Annotated in this window: 16 protein-coding genes and 1 tRNA gene; 5 read left to right on the top strand and 12 right to left on the bottom strand. The window is 57.6% G+C overall.

What is annotated here, in order from left to right:
* Positions 1–87 precede the first annotated feature (87 nt).
* The 4 genes from B5F76_RS03730 to nadA all read right to left on the bottom strand — a co-directional run bounded on the left by B5F76_RS03730 (position 88) and on the right by nadA (position 5,496).
* Positions 88–1,272 (bottom strand): pyridoxal-phosphate-dependent aminotransferase family protein, encoded by a 1,185-nt coding sequence (locus tag B5F76_RS03730; protein ID WP_087351289.1) that lies wholly within the window; start codon positions 1,270–1,272, stop codon positions 88–90.
* Positions 1,273–1,333: 61 nt separating this feature from the next.
* A complete protein-coding gene (locus B5F76_RS03725) occupies positions 1,334–2,524 on the bottom strand; it encodes a class I SAM-dependent rRNA methyltransferase (RefSeq protein WP_239406947.1) in 1,191 nt (396 codons plus the stop codon).
* 31 nt (positions 2,525–2,555) lie between these two features.
* On the bottom strand, positions 2,556–4,028 hold the full coding sequence (locus B5F76_RS03720; RefSeq protein WP_087351283.1) for a hypothetical protein: 1,473 nt from the start codon (positions 4,026–4,028) through the stop codon (positions 2,556–2,558).
* Positions 4,029–4,422: 394 nt separating this feature from the next.
* Positions 4,423–5,496 carry a quinolinate synthase NadA gene (gene nadA, locus B5F76_RS03715; RefSeq protein ID WP_162608666.1) on the bottom strand — a complete coding sequence of 358 codons (1,074 nt, stop codon included), beginning with the start codon at positions 5,494–5,496 and terminating at the stop codon, positions 4,423–4,425.
* Between the two features lie 770 nt (positions 5,497–6,266).
* On the opposite strand from nadA, the gene mgtE reads away from it, so the two are divergent.
* Positions 6,267–7,622: a magnesium transporter gene (gene mgtE, locus B5F76_RS03710; protein WP_087351416.1), complete on the top strand. Its 1,356-nt coding sequence runs from the start codon at positions 6,267–6,269 to the stop codon at positions 7,620–7,622.
* A gap of 36 nt (positions 7,623–7,658) precedes the next feature.
* Positions 7,659–8,762: a DMT family transporter gene (locus B5F76_RS03705; RefSeq protein ID WP_087351277.1), complete on the top strand. Its 1,104-nt coding sequence runs from the start codon at positions 7,659–7,661 to the stop codon at positions 8,760–8,762.
* Positions 8,763–8,853: 91 nt separating this feature from the next.
* Here the strand turns inward: B5F76_RS03705 and B5F76_RS03700 are convergent.
* From B5F76_RS03700 to B5F76_RS03685, 4 genes are all read right to left on the bottom strand, one after another.
* Positions 8,854–8,947, bottom strand: a tRNA-Sec gene (locus tag B5F76_RS03700).
* Positions 8,948–9,031: 84 nt separating this feature from the next.
* Complete coding sequence (locus B5F76_RS03695) at positions 9,032–9,463, bottom strand: PaaI family thioesterase (protein WP_087351274.1); 432 nt, start codon at positions 9,461–9,463, stop codon at positions 9,032–9,034.
* Positions 9,464–9,603: 140 nt separating this feature from the next.
* Positions 9,604–10,530 (bottom strand): Tim44 domain-containing protein, encoded by a 927-nt coding sequence (locus tag B5F76_RS03690; RefSeq protein WP_087351271.1) that lies wholly within the window; start codon positions 10,528–10,530, stop codon positions 9,604–9,606.
* Positions 10,531–10,815: 285 nt separating this feature from the next.
* On the bottom strand, positions 10,816–11,910 hold the full coding sequence (locus B5F76_RS03685; RefSeq protein WP_087351267.1) for a DUF4198 domain-containing protein: 1,095 nt from the start codon (positions 11,908–11,910) through the stop codon (positions 10,816–10,818).
* Between the two features lie 312 nt (positions 11,911–12,222).
* On the opposite strand from B5F76_RS03685, the gene B5F76_RS03680 reads away from it, so the two are divergent.
* Positions 12,223–13,203 (top strand): TOBE domain-containing protein, encoded by a 981-nt coding sequence (locus B5F76_RS03680; RefSeq protein WP_162608665.1) that lies wholly within the window; start codon positions 12,223–12,225, stop codon positions 13,201–13,203.
* Between the two features lie 86 nt (positions 13,204–13,289).
* Here the strand turns inward: B5F76_RS03680 and B5F76_RS03675 are convergent, their stop codons facing one another.
* The 4 genes from B5F76_RS03675 to B5F76_RS03660 form a co-directional block, all read right to left on the bottom strand.
* Positions 13,290–14,645 carry an aminotransferase class IV gene (locus B5F76_RS03675; RefSeq protein WP_087351261.1) on the bottom strand — a complete coding sequence of 452 codons (1,356 nt, stop codon included), beginning with the start codon at positions 14,643–14,645 and terminating at the stop codon, positions 13,290–13,292.
* A gap of 71 nt (positions 14,646–14,716) precedes the next feature.
* A complete protein-coding gene (locus B5F76_RS03670) occupies positions 14,717–15,379 on the bottom strand; it encodes a flavodoxin family protein (RefSeq protein WP_087351258.1) in 663 nt (220 codons plus the stop codon).
* 5 nt (positions 15,380–15,384) lie between these two features.
* On the bottom strand, positions 15,385–16,008 hold the full coding sequence (locus tag B5F76_RS03665; protein WP_087351255.1) for an MBL fold metallo-hydrolase: 624 nt from the start codon (positions 16,006–16,008) through the stop codon (positions 15,385–15,387).
* Positions 16,009–16,360: 352 nt separating this feature from the next.
* Positions 16,361–19,621 (bottom strand): DEAD/DEAH box helicase, encoded by a 3,261-nt coding sequence (locus B5F76_RS03660; protein ID WP_087351252.1) that lies wholly within the window; start codon positions 19,619–19,621, stop codon positions 16,361–16,363.
* Between the two features lie 437 nt (positions 19,622–20,058).
* On the opposite strand from B5F76_RS03660, the gene B5F76_RS03650 reads away from it, so the two are divergent.
* Positions 20,059–21,762: a peptide-binding protein gene (locus B5F76_RS03650; RefSeq protein WP_239406946.1), complete on the top strand. Its 1,704-nt coding sequence runs from the start codon at positions 20,059–20,061 to the stop codon at positions 21,760–21,762.
* A 164-nt stretch (positions 21,763–21,926) separates the two neighbouring features.
* Entirely contained in the window at positions 21,927–23,156 is a 1,230-nt protein-coding gene (locus B5F76_RS03645; protein WP_087351246.1) for a multidrug effflux MFS transporter, read from the top strand.
* Positions 23,157–23,383 lie beyond the last annotated feature (227 nt).

The raw sequence follows: 23,383 nt of genomic DNA, 5'->3' as shown, positions 1-23,383 counted from the left end.
CGGCGCGAAGGCCCTTGGACCTTCGCGCCGCCTCGCTTGTTTCTTGCGTACCGTGGATACTTGTGGCCTTTTTGCCTGCCAGTGCCTTTAGTTGTGCACGAGCACAGGCTCGACACCCGGCTCGCCCTCGAGGGCAGCCCTGTAGCTCGCAAGGCCCTGTTCCAGGAAATCGTGGGAGCCGCAAAAGCCTCCGTTGTCGATGATGGATCTGTTTAGGGCGTAGAGAGCTGCCACAACATCCGACCAGTCGATCCAGCCCATGTGAGCCACGCGCACAATGCGTCCCTTGAGGGTGTCCTGGCCTCCGGAAATGGTAATGCCCCAGTTTTGCGTACAGTCAGCCTGTACGCGTGCTCCGGAGACAGCGTCCGGCAAAAGCACCGAGGTAAGGCCCCAGGTGTAGTTGCGTCTGGCATAGGGGATAAGGCCCATGGCCTGTATGCTTCTGCGGCAGAGCATTGTGAGCGCCCACTGCTTGCGGTAGAGGGTGTCGAGGCCCTCGCCAAGGAGCAAATCCATGGCCGCGTCAAGGCCCTGGATGAGGTTGACCGGGGTTGTGAAATTGGTCTGGCCCTTGGCAAGATTGGCCCTTTCCTTGGGCAGATTGAAGTAGAAGGAGCCCCTGGTTTTTTCCGCTGCCTTCCAGGCCCTTTCGGAGAGGGCTATGAAGGCAAGCCCCGGAGGCAGCATGAGACCCTTCTGGGAGCCTGTGACAAGGCAGTCTATGCCCCATTCGTCCATGGGGCAGGGGCAGATGCCAACGCCGCTTATGCCGTCCACAATGAGCATGACGCCTGTGTTCTTGAGCTTTGCGGCTATGTCCTTCACAGGGTGCAAAACACCCGTCGATGTTTCGGAAAGCTGGACAAAGAGTCCGCGTGCGTCCCTGTTTTCCTCAAGGCAGGCCTCGATGTCCTCGGGATTGGCCGCAAGGCCCCACTCGTAGCAAAGCTCCACCACCTGCAGGCCACGGGCCCTGGCAATCATGCTCCATCTCTCGCCGAATTTGCCGGCATTGATGACAATGACCTTGTCGCCGGGGGCAAAGAGGCTGTCCACGGCTGCAGTCATGGCGCCTGTTCCGGACGAGGCCAGGGGCAGCACGGGCTCGCTTGTGCCAAAGAGGACCTTGAGCTGTTCCTCGACCTTGAGAAGCAGATCCGAGAAGGCGTGCTCGCGGTGATGGACCGCGTCCTTTGCCAGGGCAAGGCGCACCTGTTCTGGAAGAGGTGTTGGGCCGGGCGTGAGGAGGCGTGCTTTGTTCAGTAGCATGATGACTATCCTTTATTGTTTGCCCCAAATGTGGGGGGGATGGGAAAAGGGAAGAACTAGCTTAGAGCTTATTGCACGAGTAGACAAGGCATTTGAGGTAGGCCGTTTCGGGCATGGCGCAGTGCACGGGGTGATCCGGACCCTGAAAGCCCTGGTGCAAGAGCCGCAAGTGCAGGCCGTGGCGTGCAGCCGCGTGGCTTGCGCAGGATTTGAGCTCGTCTGCACAAAGAAGCTGCGAGCAGGAAGAGGTGAAGAAAAGACCGCCGTCAGCCACAAGTGTGAGGGCAAGGGCGTTGATGCGCCTGTAGGCAGTAAGACCTTCCTTGTGATCCTTCCTGCGCTTTATGAAGGCAGGCGGATCGATGCTCACGATGTCGAAGCGCTCGCCCCTGTCCTTCAGACTCTTCAATGTCTCGAAGGCGTCCCCCTCAAGGCAGGTGCAGGAAGTCCCCTTCGCATTGCGGTGCAGGTTGTCCTTGGCCATGGCAAGCGCCTTTTTCGAGGCGTCGCAAAAGACCACTTCCCTTGCGCCGGCAAGGCCAGCGTTGACGCCAAAGCCGCCAGCGTAGCAAAAGGCGTCGAGAACTCTCTTGCCTTTGGCAAAATGCTGCATGAGCGCCCTGTTTGGTCTTTGATCGTAGTACCAGCCGGTCTTTTGTCCTTCCTTCATAAAGACAGAAAACACGCAGTCGTTTTCCGGCACTTCAAGTGTTTCGGGACATGCGCCGTCTTCTGTGCGGAAAAGCTCAAGGCCCTCCAGAGCGCGCAGGGCAACCGTGTTGTCCCAGAGTATGGATGTGGGCGCAAAAATACTTTCAAGGGCAGATTTGACTGCGTCCCTTCGTTTTTCCATGGCAAGTGTCGTAACCTGCACCGTGAAATGCGAGCCAAAGCGGTCCACCACAAGGCCTGGCAGAAAGTCCCCTTCGGCGTGCACAAGGCGGTAGAAGGGCTTGTCAAAAAGGCTCTCGCGCAAGGCAAGGGCATTGCCAAGGCGCTTTGCTATGAGTTCCTCGTCCAGGGGGACCAGGCTTCGGGCATGCAGGCGCGCACAGATAAGGCTTTGGGGATTGACTGTCGCGCAGCCAAGAATGTTTCCGCGATAGTCCGTGACCGCAACCTCGCTTCCGGGTTCAAGGTCCGCAAGTGGAGAGGCCTTTACGTCCACCTCGTTGGAAAAGACCCACAGATGTCCCATGTTCAGGCGGCGTTCCTCGCCTTTTTTCAGGCGCAGTTGCTGACAGTTTGTCACTCTTTTGTATCCTTGTTCCTGCGGCCGGAAGCTATCTGCCCTGGCCATAGATTTTTTCTGTTTGGGTTGTGAGGCTTGCTCCTCCCTGCGTGACCTCTGCCTCGAAAAGGTAGCCCAGGCGGGCAGAGAGGACATTGAGCGCAAGTTCCACCATGGAGGCAGGGGGCACGTCTGCGCGTCTTTTCAGGGTAAGGCTTCCAGGCGCGTCCACGAAGTCTGCTATCCTTTCGCATGTCTGCCTTCCCTTTTCGTCGTCTCCCTGGCACAGGCTGTTTGCGCTTGCCTTGAGAAGCATGCTTGCTGCGTGCGGATCCGGCGAGATGGTCCTTGCCATGCGTGCCATAAGCCCGTAGTCGCGCAGGGTGAGCACAAGGCCTGTCACGTTCATGGTAGCTCCGTCCAGATCAAGGGTGTAGCTTATGTCTGCCAGATCCTTCAGGCGTACAAGGCCGGTCTCGCGGACCTCTGTAATGCCCGAGGAGGCAAGGTCAGCCTCGAGATGTATCTCTTCCATGCCGTCCATGTTCACAGGAAGGGCGTTTTCCTGCACAAACCTTTGCGAAAGCCGCATTCCGCGCACATGGGCCTCCACGTTGAAGGGCTTGTCGTCGGTCCACACAAGATCGCAGTTTTCCATGAAGAAGGGGGCTGCATTCCTGGCACCCGTGCGTTCGAGATCCCTCAGGCCTGCCCTGGCAACAATGGGGCCATTGGCAACCAGGGCCTCCACAAGGTGGGTGTTTGCCCTTGGCGTGCGCGGCCTCTTGCTTGTGAGCGCCACAAGCTCGCTCAAAAGGGCAGGGGACACCCTGATGTCGTTCAGGGTCACCTCGCGGCTGGTGAGTATTTCCCCTGGCAGGGTCCAGGTGACGTTTTTGAAGGTGCAGGACTTGGCACCTGTGCCGCGTGCGTCTTTGATTTCCATGGTCTTCGAGGAGAGCTGCATGGCATTTTGGGGATTTGCGAGCACAAGGGTCAGATTGTCTGCGTCCACCCTGTCCACGTGTATGCCGCTCACTGCCTGGGCAAAGGGCGGCCTCAGGCCCAGGGTGTACTGCTGCAGAAGGCCGAAGCGTATGCGTACAGTGCCAACTTCCACGCGGGCGAGGGTAACGTGGCGCTCGGCGCTGCTCCAGGCAAGGTCCCTGGCTCGGACGTTGTCGAGAACTGGCACCATGGTGTCGGCATTGTTGATGAGAGTGCCAAGGACCGGCATGCAGGCAAACACGCCCCTGAAGGTGACCTTGCCGTGCACAGTGGGCGCGTGGGCAGAGACAGGACCGTCGGTTGTGCTGTGGCGCGTGCGCCAGCCCGTGATGGTGATCTCCCTTGTCAGGGGCGAGAAGGTCACGCCCTCCAGGGCAGACTCGCCAGGGCCTGCCATGCTCATAATGGCTTCCCGTGTCATGTCCTCCACAGTGCTCTTCAAGAAGAAGCTTGCGGCAACGGTGAGGCCGCAGACAAGGAGCACAAGGGCAAGCAGACTCAGTAGAAGATGCTTCATATATCTTTCTCTCTCCAAAATGCCTGGAAGGGAAGGCAAAGGTCCTTGGCCATACAGTCTCCGCAAGAATGCTGCGAAAGAACGAAAGCAACATGGCCACAAGTGCACTTCCTAGCACGTTTGCCGGACTTTGAAAAGCGCAGGAGGCGAGAAGCGACTGCATTGATACGTAATTGCAAAGTCTTGCACAAGCGGGTAGGGCACTTCTGAGGGGTATTGCATTCTGCAGTATCAGGAGGGTAGGGCAGGATAAGGGGGAAATGCAGCATGCCAAAAAAAGACGCTGCAAGACGAATGATTGTCCCGGGAGAGTGCCGCAAGTGCGCAGGGAAGGGGCACAAAAAAAGGCCTTCCCTGTTGGGGAAGGCCGCTACCTCGAAAAGGCATATGGTTTCTAGCGGGGATTGGTTGCCCCGCAGGCAAAGAGCATGCGGGTGACGCAGGGGGCTGCGTCTTCCCTTTCCCCTGCCGTGAGCTCGACGCCGGTGGCTGTGCCATTGTCTATGGCTTCGAGGGAGGCAAGGAGCTCCTCCGGCTTTACTATGGCCGAGGTGTCGTACTGCGTGTCCGATTTGAGCAGGGGCAGGACTGTGCAGTGGTTCATGTGCTTCTTGTTCAGGCGATCCACGAGATTGAGTTCTGTGCCAATGACAAGCACGTTGGCCTTGCCTGTCCTTGCAGTCTCTGCAGCCTCGCGGATGAGGAAGGAGGTGGGGCCTGCGGCGTCAGCCAGGGCGACAACCTCTGGCCTTGCCTCGGAGTGGACGATGATGCGGCAGCCAGGGTGCTGGAAGCGCATGTCGTTGAGCATGGCAGGAGTGTAGGCCTCGTGTATGCTGCAGTAGCCGGGCCAGAGAAGCAGATGCCTGTCGAGAGGCTGCTCCACGCTTAGATCAATGCCGTCCTCGCAGGTCTTGAGTATGGCCACATCCTCGTCCTTCAGGCCCATCTGGCGCGCAGTGTTGCGGCCAAGGTTCTGGTCCGGCACGAAGAGGACATGCGCGGACTTCTTGAAGGCCCACTGCAGCATGCGGCGCAGATTGCTCGATGTGCACATGGCCCCGCCCATGCGTCCTGTGAGCGCCTTTAGCTCCACGGAAGAGTTGACGTAGACCAGGGGAATGAAATTGTGTCCATGCTCCTTCAGGGTAGCAAGGGTCTTTTCCAGCTGTGCCGCGCTGGGCATGTTGACCGTGCGAGGGGAGGATGCGGCAGCGGGCAAAAGGATTTTCTGATCCTCTCTTGCCAGCATGGCAGCTGTCTCGCCCATGAAGGAAACACCGCAGAAAATGATGTAGCGGGCGTCCAGAGCAGGAATCTTTTGTATGAGCTCCAGGCTGTCCCCAACGTGATCGCAGAACTTGATCACACTGTCCTTTTGATAGTGATGACCAACAATGGCGACCTTCTTGCCCAGTTTTTCCTTGAGGCTCGCGCAGCGTGCCTCTATTTCCAGAATGTCAGTCATGTCTGCTCTCCCTTTTTTTCCTGGCTCTCGTGATGTGAATATGCTGCTCCCGCGGGGGACGATAGTCCTTGTCGCTGCGCGACTCTTCCCTATGCATGGGTTCGGGAACGGATGGGGACGAGTATGGTAGATGCGGTTGATGGAAGGATGCGGAGCATGCTGCGCAAAAGGTCTTTTTTGCACGGCACATGTCTTCTCGTCCTTCGGGGACACGCGACATATATATTTTTCCTGTACTTTGCAACCTCGAAATTGCCCTGTTGTCCTGTTTGCACAGGATGCTGGGCGTGCAGTTGTGCCTGCATCTTGTGCATGGCTTTTATGTATGATCTGCAAGGCAAAGCAATGCTCCCCAACCAGGCTGCAGGCTTCGTGCACTCTTGTCACAGAACTGTAGCGAACCATGGCTAAAATGCCCCGCGCTCAAGGCTTGTCCCTTGCATGAGCTTTTGGTAGAAAGGCCGCCCAAAGGTCATAGCACGCGGCCCGAGGGGCATCAAGATTCATTATTCCGGGAGGTAGCCATGGCCCAGTCACAGGACCTGCACGAGCAGGAAATGAAGGAAGCAGCCGCAAAAGGGCAGGCAAGCCCCGCATCCATGGCAAATCAGGATACGGCAGTTTCGGGTACGAAAGAGGTGACAGCCGAAAAGCCCCTTTCCATGATGAACGGTGACATGCATAAAAGGCCCCTGATCCAGGAAGGCGACGAAACCACCTCGTCCGCCATTCTGGAGGATGCCTCGGGGCAGCACCACCCGGAAGACGAGATGGTCGAGACCGATGGCGGCAACCACGATGGGCACGACTACGAGGAAGCTCTCCCGCAGGAATGCGTGGACGCTGCTGCCGAGGCCTCCTTTGTGCACCCCGCAGACCTTGCCGATCACCTGGAAAATCTGGACCTCGAATCCCAGGTGTGTGCGTTACGGCGCATGAACCGCGAGGACGCAGCAGAGGCCCTCGCGGAAATGGACGAGAATGCAGTCGTTGACGTTCTCGAAAATCTGGATGCCGACGACGCTGCCCAGATCATCGCCGAAATGGAGCCAGACGACGCTGCCGACGTTCTGGACGAGCTGGACGAGGATCACCGCGACGAGCTCCTTGGCCGCCTGAACAAGGAAGACAGCGACGAGCTGAGAAGCCTTCTGAATTTCCCTGCGGACTCCGCTGCCGGCGTCATGAACACGGAAATCATCCTGCTCGAAAACGACTGGACCGTGGACAGGGCCATTGCCCACATCCGCCAGGAAATGGAAGAAGACAAGGAAATGCCCTACTACGGCTATGTGGTCGACGAGGAGGACAAGCTCGTGGGCGTGCTTTCCCTGCGCAACCTCATGCTGGCAAAGCCCGGCACTGTCCTTTCCTCCGCTGTGGCAGGCCAGAGTGTGGTGAGCGTGCTCTTTGATACGGACAAGCGCGATGTGGCAAGCGAGCTTGCCCACTACAACTACATGGCACTTCCCGTTGTGGACTACCAAAACCACCTCATGGGCGTTGTGACCTACGACGATATCATGGACATCATGCACGAGGAGGCCAGCGCAGACATGCTCGGCATGGTGGGTGCCGACCCGGAGGAGACCAGCGATACGCCCTGGCTTGAGAGCGTTGGCAAGCGCCTGCCCTGGCTGTGCGTGAATATGGTGAATTCTACCCTGTCCGCCTCGGTTGTCTACAAATTCGACGGCACCATCAGTCAGATGGCCGTGCTTGCAGTGCTCATGCCCATGGTGGCAAACCAGGGCGGCAACAGCGGCCAGCAGGCCCTGGCGGTCATGATCCGCCAGCTCGCCACGGACAGGTTCGATGTCCGCAAGGCCTGGATGGCAGTTTTGCGCGAGGCCAAGATAGGCATGCTCACAGGCCTTGTGATGGCCATACTGGCCACCATTGGCGCGTGGCTGTTCACCTCCAACCTTGTGATAGGCCTTGTCATGGGCGGAGCGCTTCTGTGCGACATGGTCCTTGGCGCCGTTGCAGGCGGCTCCATTCCTCTGGTCTTCCGCGCCCTGGGACGCGACCCGGCCCAGGCCTCGAGCATATTCCTCACCACCATCACGGACGGCGCGGGCTTTTTCATTTTCCTGGGGCTCGCGACCCTCTTCCTCTTCTCGTAACAACAGGAAGGCAGCAGCCTTTTTTCTTTCTCAATCATGAACAGAGCCCTTGTCTTTGTCGTCATAGCAACAATCTTCTTCTCCAGCATGGAGATTGCCCTGAAGGCCATTGCGGACAGCTTCTCCGCCATGCAGGTCAACATCACCCGCTTTTTTCTGGGGGGCCTTGCCCTCATACCCTTTGCGCTGCGGGATCTTAAGCGCGGCACAAACAGACTGACCCTTGCCTGCATTGGCGAGCTGGCCCTTCTTGGTCTGCTTGGCATGGTGTTCAGCATGGGCTTTTATCAGCTTGCAGTAGAACAGGCCCCGGCAAGCGTTGTGGCTGTGCTTTTCTGCAGCAATACGGCCTTTGTGCTGCTCTTTGCCCATTTGTTGCTGAAAAATCCCATTGCCCGCAGCCAGATTCAGGCCATAGTGCTGGCAATAGCAGGGGTTGTGTGCATTGTCATTCCCTTTGCCGGAACCTTAAGCGTGAAGGCTCTGGCACTGTCGCTCGTAGCTCCCATCACCTTTGCCCTCTATTCCGTGCTCTCCACGCCCATTTGCCGCAGGCATTCGGGTGTTGTTGTCACCTGCGCGACCTTCCTTTTGGGTTCATTTGAGCTCATGCTTTTGCTTGCCCTGGCAAAGCTGACGCCTCTTGGCGGATTTTTCGCTGCCCACGGGCTCGAAATGCTGACCAATGTGGACCTCCTTTCAGGCTATACGCCCGCAAGTTTCCTGGGCATGCTCTACGTAGGCATAGGCGTTTCGGGGGCAGGCTTTGCCTGCTACTTCATGGCTGCAGAGGCTGCCTCGCCCTTTACGGCCTCCCTGGTGTTCTTCTTCAAGCCTGTTCTTGCCCCGATCCTTGCCTGGATCATTCTGGGAGACCACATACCCCTGTCCATGATGACGGGCATAGCGCTCATTGTGTCAGGCTCCCTGTGCCTGCTTTTGGCCCGTATACGCGACATGAACCTTGTGCGCAGCTTCCACCACATGCACAAGGTCTACCACCACAAACGCTGGAAGCACGACTACCGCGCGCGCCACTTCGAGCCCCACTTGCTTGTCTCCATACACAGGCACGATCGCATGAAGGAACTCATGGAACTTTTGGAGATGGATCGGGAGAAGGAACGGGCAGACAAATAGGCAAACCCTTCTCACAGGCCAATGAAAAACCCCGTGTCCGCAAAAGACACGGGGTTTTGTCTATATGGAAGGCATAGGCCTTGTGTGCTTTTGGCGGAGACGCATAGGGGTCGAACCTACCGCAGACCTCTCAGCCTGCCACCAGTTTTGAAGACTGGGCGCCACACCGGTGACGAAACGTCTCCGCATTAGAAGATTTATACCCTTATGTACGGGGCAAATGGCAAAAAGGCAAGAGCCGATTTGGAGCCTTGCCGCGGAAACGTGCCCTATTCCCCGCTCTTTTCAGCCTTTGTTTCGGTAAAGGCAAAGTCCGTGCGAAAGCCCTCGTAGGTGCCGTGCAAAACGTGGACGCCCTTGGCGTCGTGTATGTCCACGTTGTAGACAACAATGTGCTTGCCGGAACGTATGCATTTGGCCTCGGCAATCAGAGGACCATCCTTTCCGGGAGAGAGAAACTGCACATTGGAGGACAGGGTGACAGTGCCCGTGGGCTGCCCGAAGTTGGAGGCTGCGCCAAAGGCAATGTCTCCCAGGGCAAAGAGAACGCCCCCGTGTACAAAGCCCATGCCATTGCAGGCCTTGGGCTCTATGGGCATGCTCACGCGACTGTATTCTGGCGAGGCCTCCTCAACCTTCATGTTGAAGAGATGGTACACATTGTCCCATTTGGTAATGGCCAGTTCCTGTATTGGATCCATTTTGCTTTCCTCTGTTTTGCATCTGTCCTGCCGCAATGTGTCCAAAAAAAGCTGCAGGCAAGACGTTATCGCACAAAAAATGCCGGAGCATGCAAGAGGCTCCGGCAAAGAAAACGTGGCCCATGTGGGCAAAGGTGGGATTAGCAGCTTTCGATCTGCTGGATGCCGTCGAGCTTCCAGGTGCCTGTCTCGTGCTGGCGTATGAAGTGCCAGATTTCGCGGGCATTGGCGGGCTGGGTCTGGCTGGGATCCTCGCGCATGAGCACATCGAAGTAGACCTGGGCCCTGTCCATGCTGCCGAATTCCTCAACGGAAATGAGGTGGGCATTGATGAGCACAATCTGGGTCTGGCTCGGGTTGGGATCTTCCTTGGCCTGGATGCGCAGTTCATCGAGAACAGCGTCCGTGGCGAAATTGGCTATATCGTCCAGATCGCGCTTGTCCCAAGAAGCCTGCATGCGGGTGTAGGCCATCTTGGCGCCGCGCAGGAAGTCTTCCACGTCAAAGCCTTCCGGAATGTTGGTCTGGTAGGAAGGGGCTGCCTGGGCCTGGTTGTTGGAAAGGCCGGACCAGGCGTCCTGGACGCTGTTGCGCTGCATGGTATTCGTGTCATAGGCCTGCTGCTCAGTGTAGTTGCTGGCAGGACCATAGCCTGCTGTCTGGGCTGCGGGCTGGGCAGCACGCTTCTTGCGCAGGAAGAAAATCACGCCGCCAACGATGACGAGGAGCAGAAGAATGTCCATAAAGCCCACGCCGGAGAAGGCGCCGCCGCCGAGCAGGGAGCCAATGAGCGTGCCTGCAAGAAGACCGCCGAGCATGCCGCCGGCAAAGCCGCCAAGAAGGCCGCGCCTCGGCTGCTGGGCAGTAGCCGCCTGATTGGGAGCAGTCTGCTGTGCCCTCTGCTGCTGTTGCATGGCAGGAGCCTTGGTCGGAGCGCGCATGGCAGGCTGGCTGCCGAAAGATCTGCCGCCACCCATGCGAGCCGCGTCGGAGTCGAGCGGAAGGGCGAGGCTCAAGGTAAAGACAAGGAAGAGAGCCGAGAAAAGAGCTGTGAATTTCTTGATCATGCGAGTTCTGCGTTGGTGCGCCTGTCCATAGAAGTGAGGACGGTCGGGACGCAGCTCCTGTTGTTTCCCGAGGTTTGTGAAGCAAGCTTGAGACAAATGTGTGAGTTGCCGACTTGCCGGATTCAGTGCGAAAAAGGCTCTGACACTGTTTCCACGCGATGGAAGATAAGGTCTGCAAAGGGAAAAGGCAAGGGTGGCGCGAAAAAAGCGTGGCTTAGGGGCCGTTGCCCGGGACCTTCCGTACTGTCCGGAAAAATCCCTTCCCCAAAAGGGGCGCCTGCTCTGCTACTTTCCCTGGGCGTCCACGTAGAGCCAGAAAAGCGCGCTTTCCTTGAGCGGGGAGGGCTGGCCGTCTGGCCCTTTAAGAGGAGCTCCCTCCCTTGTTGCCGTGCAGCACCACCAGCCAGCCCTGTTCAGCACAACTGCAAAGGTGCCGTCCGGCAGGGTGCGAAGGTGCATTTCCTCGTGCCAGGGCGTGGGAACCTTTGTCTTTTCCGTATTGATGCGGAAAACCTGCACCGGCACGCCAGCTGCCGGCTTGCCGTTCACCAGCACCCTGGCGGCAAAAAGGGCAGGCGAGAAGAGTCCGAAGGGGCGGACAAGGGGGACTATCTCGTGGCTCAGGCCCAGAGGAAGATCCCAGCCCCAGTCCTCGCCAAAGACAGGCAGCATTGTCTTTACTATGTGGCGCTCGTAGCCTGCCTCGGACTGGGACCACCAGGGCTGGGTCTCGATGACAAACTGGTAGAGGCCTGGCCTGTCGAGGCCCACATTGGCGCCCCAGGCCTTCTGGTTCAGATAGCGGATTTCCTCTATGTCGCCCAGGCGATCCTCGCGCCTTGCAGGACGCCTGGGATTTTCCGCGTCCTTGTCAAAGCGGTAGATGGTAAAGATGCGCGGCGGATCAATGGCCACTCCCCTGTAGCGGAAGGCTTCCATGCCCACAATGAGCAGATCCACCTCCTCCTTGAGCTGCTGGGGGGCAATGCTTGCCTGTATGCTTGCATTGACAGCGTCCACGATCTCGCAGACCTCGGCTGTATCGGGCTTGGCGTCGGCCTTGCCTGCGCTCTCATTGGATTTTGCGCCGTTTTTCTCGCCCTGCTTGCTCTTTTGGGCTTCATCTGCGCTCTTTTTTGATTTTTCCTGCTCGTTTGGTTTGGCAACTGCTTCCCCTGCCTCTGTGGCCTGGGTGACGGAGAGGGGGGATTCGATGCTTGGCTTGCTCGGCACAAGAAGAGTTGCCCTTGAGGCCTCGCACGGGCCTGCAAGGTGAAAGAAGAGGCAAGCCACAAGAAGAAGGACAAGTGCAAGCGGCGTTTTGGGACACGACTGGGGCCTTGAGCCCCTTGAAAGACAGGCTTTGGGGGAGAATGACATGGAGACCTCTGCCCCTGGGGCACAGGAAAGAAGGAAATGAAAAAGAACGCTTTTTTCTTGATCGCAAGCACCTTTCCTGTCAACGCCTTGCGAAAAACGTCACGTGGGAAAAGAGGTGCTTTTGTGAAAAGCCTCTGTGCAACTATCACGCTTGGAACATTTTTCGTGCTTGTTTGCGCAAACGGGCCACAGTGTGCCATAGTAGGGCTCGTTTCCGGCTCTGTCTTGCGAGCCCATCGTCTGCTGTCTGAATCCGCCTGCTGCCCAAATCCGCATGCACAGCAAGGTGCCAGCCTCTTTTTTTCCTGCCTTATGAAATACCTTGACGCCGAAACACTCAATCTCCTGGACAGAACATGGAGCGACTGGCTTGAAAAGGCGCGCACGCTCAAGCAGCGCCGCATCCGTCTGCGCCTGTACTTCGTCTATCTGCTTATCAGACACGGCGGCCTGCGCCTGGGAGAGGCTCTGGAGATCGACGACAAGAAGGACCTGATATTTTCCACCTCTACCATACATGTGGCGGATGATCGGGACATACAGATCCAGGATCAGGCCATGGCAAGCCTCTTGCGCATAGCAGAGGATCCTGCCGTAAGCGATCTTTTGGGCAGCCTCTCCCATGTGGACCCTGGCTATGTGCGCAAGAACTTCTATCTTGTGGCGGACATGTGCGGCATAGACAAATCCCTTGGAGGCCCAAGGGTTTTGCGTCACTCCCGTGGGGCGGAGCTTTTGAACAACGGCATCCCTGTGTCCATTGTGCAGAAGTTTCTGGGCCTGCAAAGCCCAGCCCAGGCCGTGCAGCTCAAGGACTTCCATGACAGCGAGGCAAGGCAGATCCTTCACGCCCATCTGCGCAGGGAGACCCTGCGCCACTCCTCCGCGCGCAACGCCTTTGCCGGCAGCATCACGACCATACGCGAGGGTATGACCACGGCCCTTGTGGTTGTGACCTCGCTCTCGGGGCTGGAGATCAGGGCCACAGTGTCCATGGAAAGCATGCGCACTCTCTCCCTGCACAAGGGACAGACAGTCACTGCCACGGTGAAGGCCCCCTGGGTTGTGCTCACAAAAGAGGGAAGCGAGACCAGCCTTGGCAACAACTATACGGGAACAGTGCTCTATGTGCGCGAGGGCGAGATTGAGGCCTCTGTGCGTATACGGCTGGACGACGGCACTGGCATGGCAGCCCTCATGGGCATGGAGGCAGTGCGCAGGATGGAAATAGGAGAAGGGACACGCTGCAGCGTGAGCTTTTCCTCCATGGCCGTGGCACTTCTGCCTGGCTAGGACCGATTTTTCCCCCTTCCCCGAAAGGACAAAAAAGCCTGTCCCGCTCGTGCGGGGCAGGCTTTTGCAAAGACTGGGCAGGAGCTCTAGTCCTTGACGACCACGATCTTTTCCAGACCGTGCAGGGAGTTTGCGCGAAAGAGTTCCTGGCTTGAGAGGGCCTTGGCAAGCCCGCACAGCCTTTCCTGCACAAGCGAGCGCTCAAGGAGAAAGTCGAGGCACACGCTGTCCCTGGCCCTGTCGCGGGCAGGGGGACAGAAAAGCGCAGGTCCCTGCTTGCAGAGCAGGGCGCCATGGCCTGTGCCAGCCACGGCTGCGCAGCGGTTGACGATGATGGCGTCGTCGATCTCGCCGGCCTGCACTCTTTCCTGTATTGTATCCTGTTCCTGCAGGGCTTTTGTTGTGTCGAGCTGCCAGGCGTCGCTACGCTCGTCAAGGCAGGTACGGCAAACGCCGCATGTGCGTGTGCCGTCTTCTGCAAGGGGAAGGGCTGCAAAGAGCACGCTTCCGTCCTTTTGAAGCTCCATGTGAAGGGCAGCCCTTTTCTGGATGTCCACGCCTGCCTTCAAAAGTTCCTCTTCCACGGACGCAGGCAGCATGCCCCAGGGGCAGGGAAGGCCTCCGCTCCAAAGGGCCTCGGAGCCTGGCAGGGGCAGTTCCACGGAAGAGACGGCCCTTGCAAGGGATTCAAGCCTGTCTGTGGGGATGGCGTGTTCGCTTGCGAGACGTATCAGGCGCGCAAGGTGCCTTTCCAGAAGAAGTGCCCTTCCGCCCTCAAGGCGCGTGGCTGTCCGTATGGGGGAGGCAGGCTGGCAGAGCCTTTTGACAATCTCCTCCCTGTCGGCATCGCGGACCAGAAGGTCCCGCGCCTCTTCCCTGGCCTTCTTGTGCAGGGCAAGGGTCGAGGGGCAAAGGCTGATACCCTTTGGCGAAAAGTGTCCCATGAGCACGCTTGCCTTGCCCAGGGCTTCAAAAAGCAGGTCCCGCACGGGTGTTGTGTTGTCCGCTGCGAGGTTTTGTTCCTCGCGGCCCATGAAGACAAGGCTTTCAAAGGCGTCCTCGAAGTGTGCGGAACAGGAAAAGTCCGGGGCCAGGGTATCATGTATGAAGGAGCCAGGGCAGTTTGTGGCTACCTTGATGTACCCGTCTTCCACCCCAAGCAGGGACGGGCAAAAGACCCAGGGGCGCTGTTGGGGCTCCGGGGCCTTTTTTTGCAGGCGATAGAGCGTGAATTTGAGGAGCGCCATGGGCTGTTCCTCGGTCTCCGGATCCAGGCTTGTTTCCTGTTGCAAAAAGGCTTCCCTGCGCACATAGCCCGCAAGATGGCCGGATTTGCGCAGCTTTTCCATCTGCTCGAAGGCAGTGGCAAGCTGTGCCCTGTTGTAGGCGACAATTGAAAACATGGGCTTGTCGTAGACAAGGCCGTTCAAAATAAAGCTCACAGTGTCATCCCCTGTGTGAAGCCTTGGCTGATTTGGCTGTTATTTGTCTGTTGGTTGTGGAAATTTGTGGCTTATGCGGGCAAGGCATTTTCGATACGCGGGCAGGCTTTTGTTATGGCACTCGCAATATCAGGGCAATCTTTCTCAATGCTGTGCGCAAGAATTTTGGCTGCGCGCAAAAGATCCTGCTTCGTTTCGGCTGTCACATCCGAAGGCGCCTCCAGCCCTCGCAGGGCAAGGGAGCCAGCGTACGGTATGCCAAGGGCAGCAAAAAAGTATTTGAGTGCAAGATGGGAGCCTGCAAAGAGCATATCCCCCTTTCTTCTGCCGGACACGAAAAGCGAGAGAGCCCTTGGACAGAGGGCATTGGCTGCCTTGTTGTGCTCACACGCCCTGCTCTCGTAGAAGCGCTGGCTTCTGTCTATGAGGGCCTTGGCCTGGGCCGGAAGGCCATAGAAGTAGACAGGCGAGAGCCAGAGGACAAGGGAAGCATTGCGCATGGCGGAAAATGCGGCCTCGCAATCGTCCGTCTTTCTAAGAGAGCAGGTACCGTCCTTCTTGCAGGCCCCACAGTGCAGGCAGCCGGAAAACCTATTTTCCGCAAGATGGAGCAGGGAGACCTCAACATGAGTCGCGTCCCTGGCAAGGCCGTCCTGAAGGATGCGCGCAAGCCGCTCCGTTGTTCCCCCCTTGTGGGGGGATGCGCAGACTATGAGAACCCCGGTTTGCGACATGGGCTTTAGGCAAAGTCCCCCACAAAGGGATTGTGCTGCCTCTCGTCGCCAATACTGCTTTGGGGGCCGTGGCCCGGATAGACGATTGTTTCCGGGGGAAGAGTGAAGAGATTTTCGCGTATGCTTGCGAGAAGCTTTTGATGATCGCCCATGGGAAAGTCCGTGCGGCCAACAGAGCGGTAGAAGAGGGCGTCGCCAGTAAAGACGCACCCTGCCTCCCTGATGTAGTAGGAAACGCTGCCCGGGGTGTGTCCGGGCGTATTCAGGACTGTGATCTCGAAGGAGCCTATGCGCGTGCTTCCTTCCGAAAGGCTCGTTTCACTGAAGGCCGGGACCATGGGCATGCCCCAGATGCCGCCCTGTGCGGCCTCGCTGTCTCTTAAGACCTCCTCGCCGGAAGGCAGGTAGCAGGGAACGTCCAGGACCTTTTGCAGGGCTGCCACGCCGTAGAGGTGGTCAAAGTGCCTGTGGGTTATGAGTATGGCAAGGAGCTTCAGATTGTTCCTGCTCAGGAAGGCCAGCATGTCTGCCGGATCGCCGCCCACGTCTATTGCCAGGGCCTCAATGCCGTTGTCCAGAATGTAGCTGTTGGTGCCAAGAGGCCCCAGGGGGAAGGAGTTGACGTGCATATATGCTCCTTGGTTCGTTTGCATTTCATGTGCCGTTTGAGTGGCCGTTTGCATGCCTGTTCGCATGAAGTGAACACTGTGCAGGGGTAGTCCGGAAAATGACCCCTGTCAATGCAGGCCTTGTGTCCCTGTGTCCCGGGGCTATGCCGCCACTGCGCAAGAGCTGTTCACGACAGTGAGCTCAAAGACGCCATTTCCGGCTTTTGTGGGCAGGCGAGTGGATGGCGGACTTTGCACCATTGCTGGCAAGTTGCGGCAAAAGTCTTTCATTGCAAAGCCGGGCAGACGCGCAATGAGTGCGCCTGCCCGGCCAAATATTTCGGATATGGCCGGTTTCCCGGCCTTGTGCCCCCTAGACGTCAAAGAGCATTTCCAGATCTTCCCTTGTGAGAGACTTCCATGTCTCCTGGCCGGGAATGATGGATGCTGCCACGTTGCGCTTGGACTCCTGCAGCCTCAGGATCTTTTCCTCCACAGTGTTCTGGCAGATAAGCTTGTAGGAGAAGACCTGTCTTTGCTGGCCTATGCGGTGCGTCCTGTCCGTGGCCTGGCTTTCCACAGCAGGGTTCCACCACGGATCGTAGTGGATGACGTAGTCCGCTGAGGTAAGGTTCAGGCCTGTACCGCCTGCCTTGAGGGAAATGAGGAAGATGGGGATATCGGGGCTGTTGTTGAAGCGATCCACCTGCTCGAAGCGGTCCTTGCTCGCTCCATCGAGATAGCAGAAGGGCACTTCGCTGAAGGAGAGCCACTGGCGGATGATCTGCAGCATCTGCACGAACTGCGAGAAGACCAGGACCTTGTGGCCGCCCTCCACGATTTCCATGACCATATCCTTGAAGGCCTCGAACTTGCCAGAAGGCAGATTGTTCGAGAAGCCGGGCATGTCTATCTTCAGAAGCCTTGGGTGGCAACAGATCTGGCGCAGTTTGAGCAGGGCGTCCAGAATGGACATCTGGCTCTTTGCCATACCCTTTTCGTCCACATCCGCCAGGACCTGATCGCGCAGCTTGTGGGCCACTGCAGCGTAGAGCTCTGCCTGGGCCTCTTCCAGAGCGCAGCAGGTGACGCTCTCCACCTTGGGCGGCAGATCCTTGGCCACCTCGGACTTTGTACGCCTCAGGATGAAGGGACGCATGCGGATGCGCAGATACTCCAGCGTTTCCGTATCTCCGTCCTTGATGGGACGGACTATGCCGCGCTGGAAGGCGTGCTGCGAGCCCAAAAAGCCCGGCATGAGGAATTCGAACAGCGACCAGAGCTCAAAAAGATTGTTCTCGATGGGCGTACCGGACAGGCACAGGCGCATGCGTGCGGCAAGGCGGCGCACGGAACGCGCAGTGATGGTGTTCGGATTCTTGATGTTCTGCGCCTCGTCCAGGATGACCGTATTGAATTCGAACTTCTGGATTTCTTCCAGATCCCTGCGCAAAAGTGCGTAGGTAGTGATAACAAGGTCCGAGTCCGCGATCTGGCGGAACATGTTTTCCCTGTGCGTGCCGTAGATGATGAGGCGGCGCAGGTCCGGTACGAACTTTTCCGCTTCCCTGTCCCAGTTGGGCAAAACGGATGTGGGCACAACAATGAGGTTCGGGCCTTCGAGCTTCGATTCCACCATATGCTGGATAAAGGCCAGCGTCTGTATGGTCTTGCCAAGGCCCATTTCGTCGGCAAGGATGCCGCCAAAGCCGTACTCCGAGAGGAAGTTCAGATAGGCCAGGCCCTGCAGCTGGTAGGAGCGCAAAGAGGCGCGCAGGCCCTTGGGTTCCGGCACAAGGCGGATTTCCTTGAAGGAGTGAATCTTTTCCCTGAGCTTGCTCCAGAAAGAGTCTGTCTGGGCATTGGGCAGATCATCAAGGAGGCTGTCCAGCATGGGCGCCTCGAACTGTTTGAAGATGGTCTGCGGGGGCTTTGTGGGATCAAGGCCAAGGGCCGAGAGCTTGTGGGCAATGCGCTGCAGCCATTCTTCCGGCAGGGACGTGTAGGAGCCGTCCTTCAGCTGCACGTAGCGCTTGCCGCGCATCCAGGCCTTCCAGATCTTGTCCAGGGGCAGGCTCTGTCCCTCGTAGTCCACGGTGATGTCCAGGGAGAAAACCTTGTCCTTTTCGTTGCTGGCCACTTCCGCGTTGATGGTGGACTTTGTGGAGCGCACCTTGTAGCGCGAGAGTGCCCGCTCGCCGTAGACGCGGTAGGTCTCGACCAGGGTGGGGTAGGTGTCGAGCAAAAAGGCAATGGCCTCCTCTGGCTCCAAAAACCACAGCTTGTTCGAGCGGGGCTGGAAGCCGATGGAGGAGAGGGTTGCCATGAGGTTCGCCTCTTCCTGCTGATGTCTGCGCACAAGGAAGGTCTGGCCCTCGTAGGTGTAGCTGCCTGTCTGGAAATCCGGATTGGGACCGCCCAGGGAGAATTCTCCGTGCTTTGTCTCGTAGATGTTGTCGATTTCCAGGGTGAGAAGGCTTCCTTCCTCGTCCAGGAAGAGTTTGGGATTGTAGGTGGCAGGCTGGAAGACAGGCTCCATCATCTTGAGGAACTTTTCCGGCTCGAAAAGTTCCGAGGAGGGAAGCCTTGTCCACACGCGGTCCAGAAATTCGGAAATTTCCTCGTGGGGGACTACGGGACGCTCGTAGATGAGGCTGCGCACAAGGGACGGGTCAAGGCCTGTCTGCACAGGGTAGAAGCTTCTGCGGTAGCAGACCCACAGGGGCATCTGGCCGTGGAAGGTGACAGGCGGTTCTGTGGGCTCGTCGCTTGCCTTCTTGTGGCTCTCGTCCTCTTCCTCGCTTGTGCTGATGTAGATGAGGGGGCGTCCCTCGCGCTTCAAAAGCACGTCAAAGCAGAAACCCTGGGCGTCCAGATTGGGTTTGAGCTTCAGGGCAAAGGGCGTTGACTCTATGCGGCAGGGTTTGTCCGTATCCTTCCAGAAAATATAGTATTCGTGGCGCACGGCCCAGAAAAACCAGGACACGAGCCCGTCCGGAATCTCCACCCTGTGCCCGAAATAGTCCACGTGCAGACCTATCTGTCTTGCAACCCTGGGCAGCTCAGGGGAGGCCTCGCACCATTCGGGATTGGCTATGAGCTGCTCCAGGGTTATCTCGTTGTGCACAGTGGAGAGGCCGGACTTGTTCTGGCGGGAGCGGAAAAAGGAGACCAAAAGTCTTCCCTCGTCCGGCTCGAAGCGGAAGACAAGGTAGTGCTTGCCTGCCTCCGGCTCCATGCTGGTGGAAAAAAAGCCGCGGAAGCTCTGCTTCCAGTCGACAGCAGGGTTGTGATCGTCCGTTTCCTGGCCTTCCTCCTTGCGCAGCTCGTCCACAAGATGCATGGTCAGCGCTGCCACATGGCTGCAGATGCCCGTGAAGGCATCCGAGCAGTTGCACAGCGACTTGACACTGTGGTCGAAGATGGAGAAGGTCAGCTGGGGTGTATAGACTTGGAAATCGTCGCCCTGGATGTTTCCGGTCACCTCCCATGTTTCGCCTTCCTGGATATGGATCTTCTGCACACCGCTGTCGGAGAGAATGTAACTTCCGGCATCGCGAATGTATTCCGGAATTCTGTCGTGCAGAAATGCCTGGCTTATCTCAAGGATAACACTGTGTTCGGATCGGCTCATGATTCCTCGGGCCCGTCTTGCCACCTTCGGCAGGATGCGGACAATTCTGTTGGGTATTGTGGCTTTGCAAGAACACTGGAGTTTTGCGAAAAATGCGTTGCGCCAAGGGCTCATTCCTGCACAAGGCAAGGGAATTGGCTTTTGTTGCGCGCAAAGATTACGGAGATCTGCCCTGTGGATACACATCCCGAAAGGCATGAGCTGCAGCAACTTTTTTCCAAAATGCGGAAAGCCTCTAGGCTTCAAAGGGGCCTGGCCTTGGGGGATAGGCAGGCAGGGCTTGTGTTCCGCGCAAAAAAGGCTGACAACCGGGGGCGCCTCCCTGTCCAGGATCTTCCCCTGGCCTTGCCCGGGGAACGGGATTGGATGGATTTTGGGCGCAATTGTACAAAAGAAATCTGCTAGGATCTTGCGGACCATATAACAGGAAGGGCAAAATGATCAATACGCCTGCAGCAAAAAAGATGTATGTGCGCAAAACAGGCAGGAAGGGCCAGTTTCTGCCCCAAGGCCTTCTGCTCAAATACCTCACCTTTTGCCTTGTGCTTTTTCTTTTTGTCTGCACAGGCCTTGCCGAAGCACAGGGGACAGAGTCCGGCACGCAGCAAAAGGCTCCTGTGGACGGCGGCAACCTTGTGCTTGGCAGCATAGGGGAGCCCTCGAACCTCAACCCCTACATAAGCTCGGACTCTGCCTCCCACGAGGTTGCGGACCTCATCTTCATTGCTCCCCTGCGCTACAACAAAAACCTGGAACTGGAGCTGTGGGCAGCCGAGAGCTTTGACATGTCCGAGGACGGGAAACGCATAGTCATCCGTCTGAAAAAGGGCATACTCTGGGAAGACGGGGTGGAGATGACAGCGGACGATCTCGTCTTCACCATCAGGCTTGTGGCGGATCCAAAGACGGGCAGTCCCTACGCAGAAGACTTTATGCGCATCAGGGATGTTAAAAAGCTTGACCGATATACGGTTGAGGTCAGCTACGACACCTATTATGCGAGGGCAAAGGTCAGCTTTGCCTCCTCCATCCTGCCCAAACACGTGCTTGAGGGGCAGGACGTGCGCACAGGAAGCTTTGCCCGCAATCCCGTAGGCGCAGGCCCCTTCAAACTTTATTCCTGGTCCAGCGGCTCCGAACTAACCCTTGCTGCAAACGAGCGCTACTTCCTTGTCAAGCCGCATATTGCGACCATCACCTACAGAATCATCCCGGACATGGCTACCATGTTCATGGAACTGAAAGCCGGAAGGCTGGACATGATGGGTCTTTCTCCTGAGCAGTACCTGCGCCAGACAAAGGGCCCTGCCTGGGAGGACAATTTCCGCAAATACCGCTACCTCTCCTCGTCCTACACCTATCTGGGCTTCAATATGCGCCACCCCTTCTTTGCGGACAAGCGCGTGCGCTGGGCCATTTCCAAAGCACTTGACAGAAACGAGCTCGTCAAGGGCGCACTGCTAGGCCAGGGCGTTCCGGCCTTTGGTCCCTACAAGCCCGGGACATCCTTCTATCATCCGGATCTGAAGCCAGTGGCTCAGGATACAGAGGGCGCAAAAAGGCTTCTTGCAGAGGCCGGCTTTGCGGACAGGGACGGAGACGGCGTTGTGGAGCGGGATGGCAAGAAGCTCGAATTCACCATCCTGACCAATCAGGGCAATCAGGAGCGCATATTGTGCGCCATCATCATGCAGCAGCAGCTGGCAAGGGTGGGCATCCGCGTCAGTGTGCGCACAGTGGAATGGGCTGCCTTTATCAGGGAATTCGTGAACAAGGGCGCCTTTGACGCAGTGATCCTTGGCTGGACCATTACCCCGGATCCGGACTTGTACCAGGTCTGGCACTCCTCAAGCGCAGTGGAAGGCGGCCTCAATTTCACCTGGTTCAAGAACAAAAGGCTGGATATGCTTCTGGAAAGGGGGCGCGCCACCCTCGACGAGGAAGAGCGAAGGAAGATATACTATGGAGTGCAGGAAGTTTTGGCGGACGAGCAACCCTACTGCTTCCTCTATGTGCCCTGGTCCCTGCCCATCCTCAAAAGCCGCATCAGGGGCATAGAGCCGGCTTTGGCCGGCATTGCCTGGAACATGGAACGGTGGTGGATTGCAGGCGAAAAGCCTGCAGCAAGGCTTGTGCCCTGACAAGCCTTCTTGCGCTTGGAGTTGCTTCGTGGCATAGGCTCGTTTCTTGCGGCGCCTGTCCGCACGCACTGTCCGCAGTCTTTTTTTCCGGATATGCGGACAGTGCCCAAAGCAGGATTCTTTGCCACGAAACCGCAATTTTCAAAGAAATCACGTAGGATACCATGCCCTTTTCCACTACACCCATACAGGAACAGCACGGCCTGCGCTTTGCCTGTACTACCCTCCTTCTGTCCTGGCTCACGGCCTTCGGACCCTTGTGCACGGACATGTATCTGCCCACTCTGCCGGACATAGCGGCGGATTTGAGCATTTCCACTGCCCTTGCTCAGTCGAGCATCACCTCCTGCCTTCTGGGCCTGGCCCTGGGCCAGCTCTTTGTGGGGCCCATATCCGACAGCAGGGGGCGCCACGGTGTGCTCGTGCTCTCGCTTGTGCTCTACACAGTGGCTTCCTTCCTCTGCACCCAGGCCGAGGATGGCACAAGCTTCATCGTTCTGCGCTTTTTGCAGGGCTTCGGGGGCGCCGGAGGGGCAGTGCTCGCAAGGGCCGTTTGCTGCGACATCTTCCACGGCTCGAAGCTCACACAATACATTTCGCTGCTCATGGCAATTCACAGCGTAGCCCCCATCCTGGGGCCTGTGGTTGGCGGCTTTCTCGGCGGCTGGGCAGGCTGGCGCAGCGTCTTCTGGGTGCTTGCAGGCATCGGGGTGATTCTGACGCTTTCGACCCTCTTCTTCTTGCCCGAAACCCTGGCGAAGGATAAGCGCGTGCAGGGCGGGGTTCTCGCATCCCTTGCGAACACCGGAAGGCTTTTCAGAGAGCGGGCGTACCTTTGCTACACCTGCGTGCAGGGCTTCACCATGGGAGGCTTTTTTGCCTATGTCTCGGCCTCGCCCTTTGTGTTCCAGAACGTCTACGGCCTTTCCATGGAGCGCTTCAGCCTCATCTTTGCCGTGAACGCCATAGGTATGGTGTGCACCTCCCTTCTGGCAGGCTGGTTGTCCAAACGTTTGGGTGACAAGCGCCTTCTTCTTGCCGGAGACATGGCGCGAACACTTGCCTGCGGGGCTGTCTTCTACGTATGCCTTGTGACCCCTGCCTCGCCCTGGCCGCTCATGATAGCGCTTTTTGCCATGCTTGCCATGCAAAGCTTCACCCTCTCTCCAAGCTTTTCTTTGGCCATCTGCTCGCAGTCCGTGGGAGCAGGTGCAGCCTCCGGGATCCTCGGTGTGGCAGTCTTTCTCTTCGGCGCCCTGACGTCCCCCCTGACAGGCCTTGCAGGCCCCCAAAGCGCGCTCCCCTTGGGTATCATTGTTCTTGTGACAGGGCTTTGCTCGCTTTGTTCGAGCATTTTGGGCAACAGACTCTACGAGACAAAGCTTGTGCCCTAGGCGGACAACGCAACAGGACTTGTCATTGAACTTGCTACTCAACTCAACAATAACTAGTTGTTTTTGGTGAATGTTGAGTAGGGATAATATAGTGTAATCTTAGCTTGTTAGTTATGGTTTGATCTGAAATAGAGGGGTAAAACTCAACACTAGTCAGGGATTTGCTTTTGGTTAATGAGTATTTCTGGCAAGTAATGGCTAGTGTTTTCGTGTGTTTTAAAAATATT

Source organism: Desulfovibrio sp. An276 (assembly GCF_002159665.1).
Classification (GTDB): domain Bacteria; phylum Desulfobacterota; class Desulfovibrionia; order Desulfovibrionales; family Desulfovibrionaceae; genus Desulfovibrio; species Desulfovibrio faecigallinarum.
Note: the sequence above shows the minus strand (reverse complement) of the source record. Positions and strands in the feature narration are given on the sequence as shown.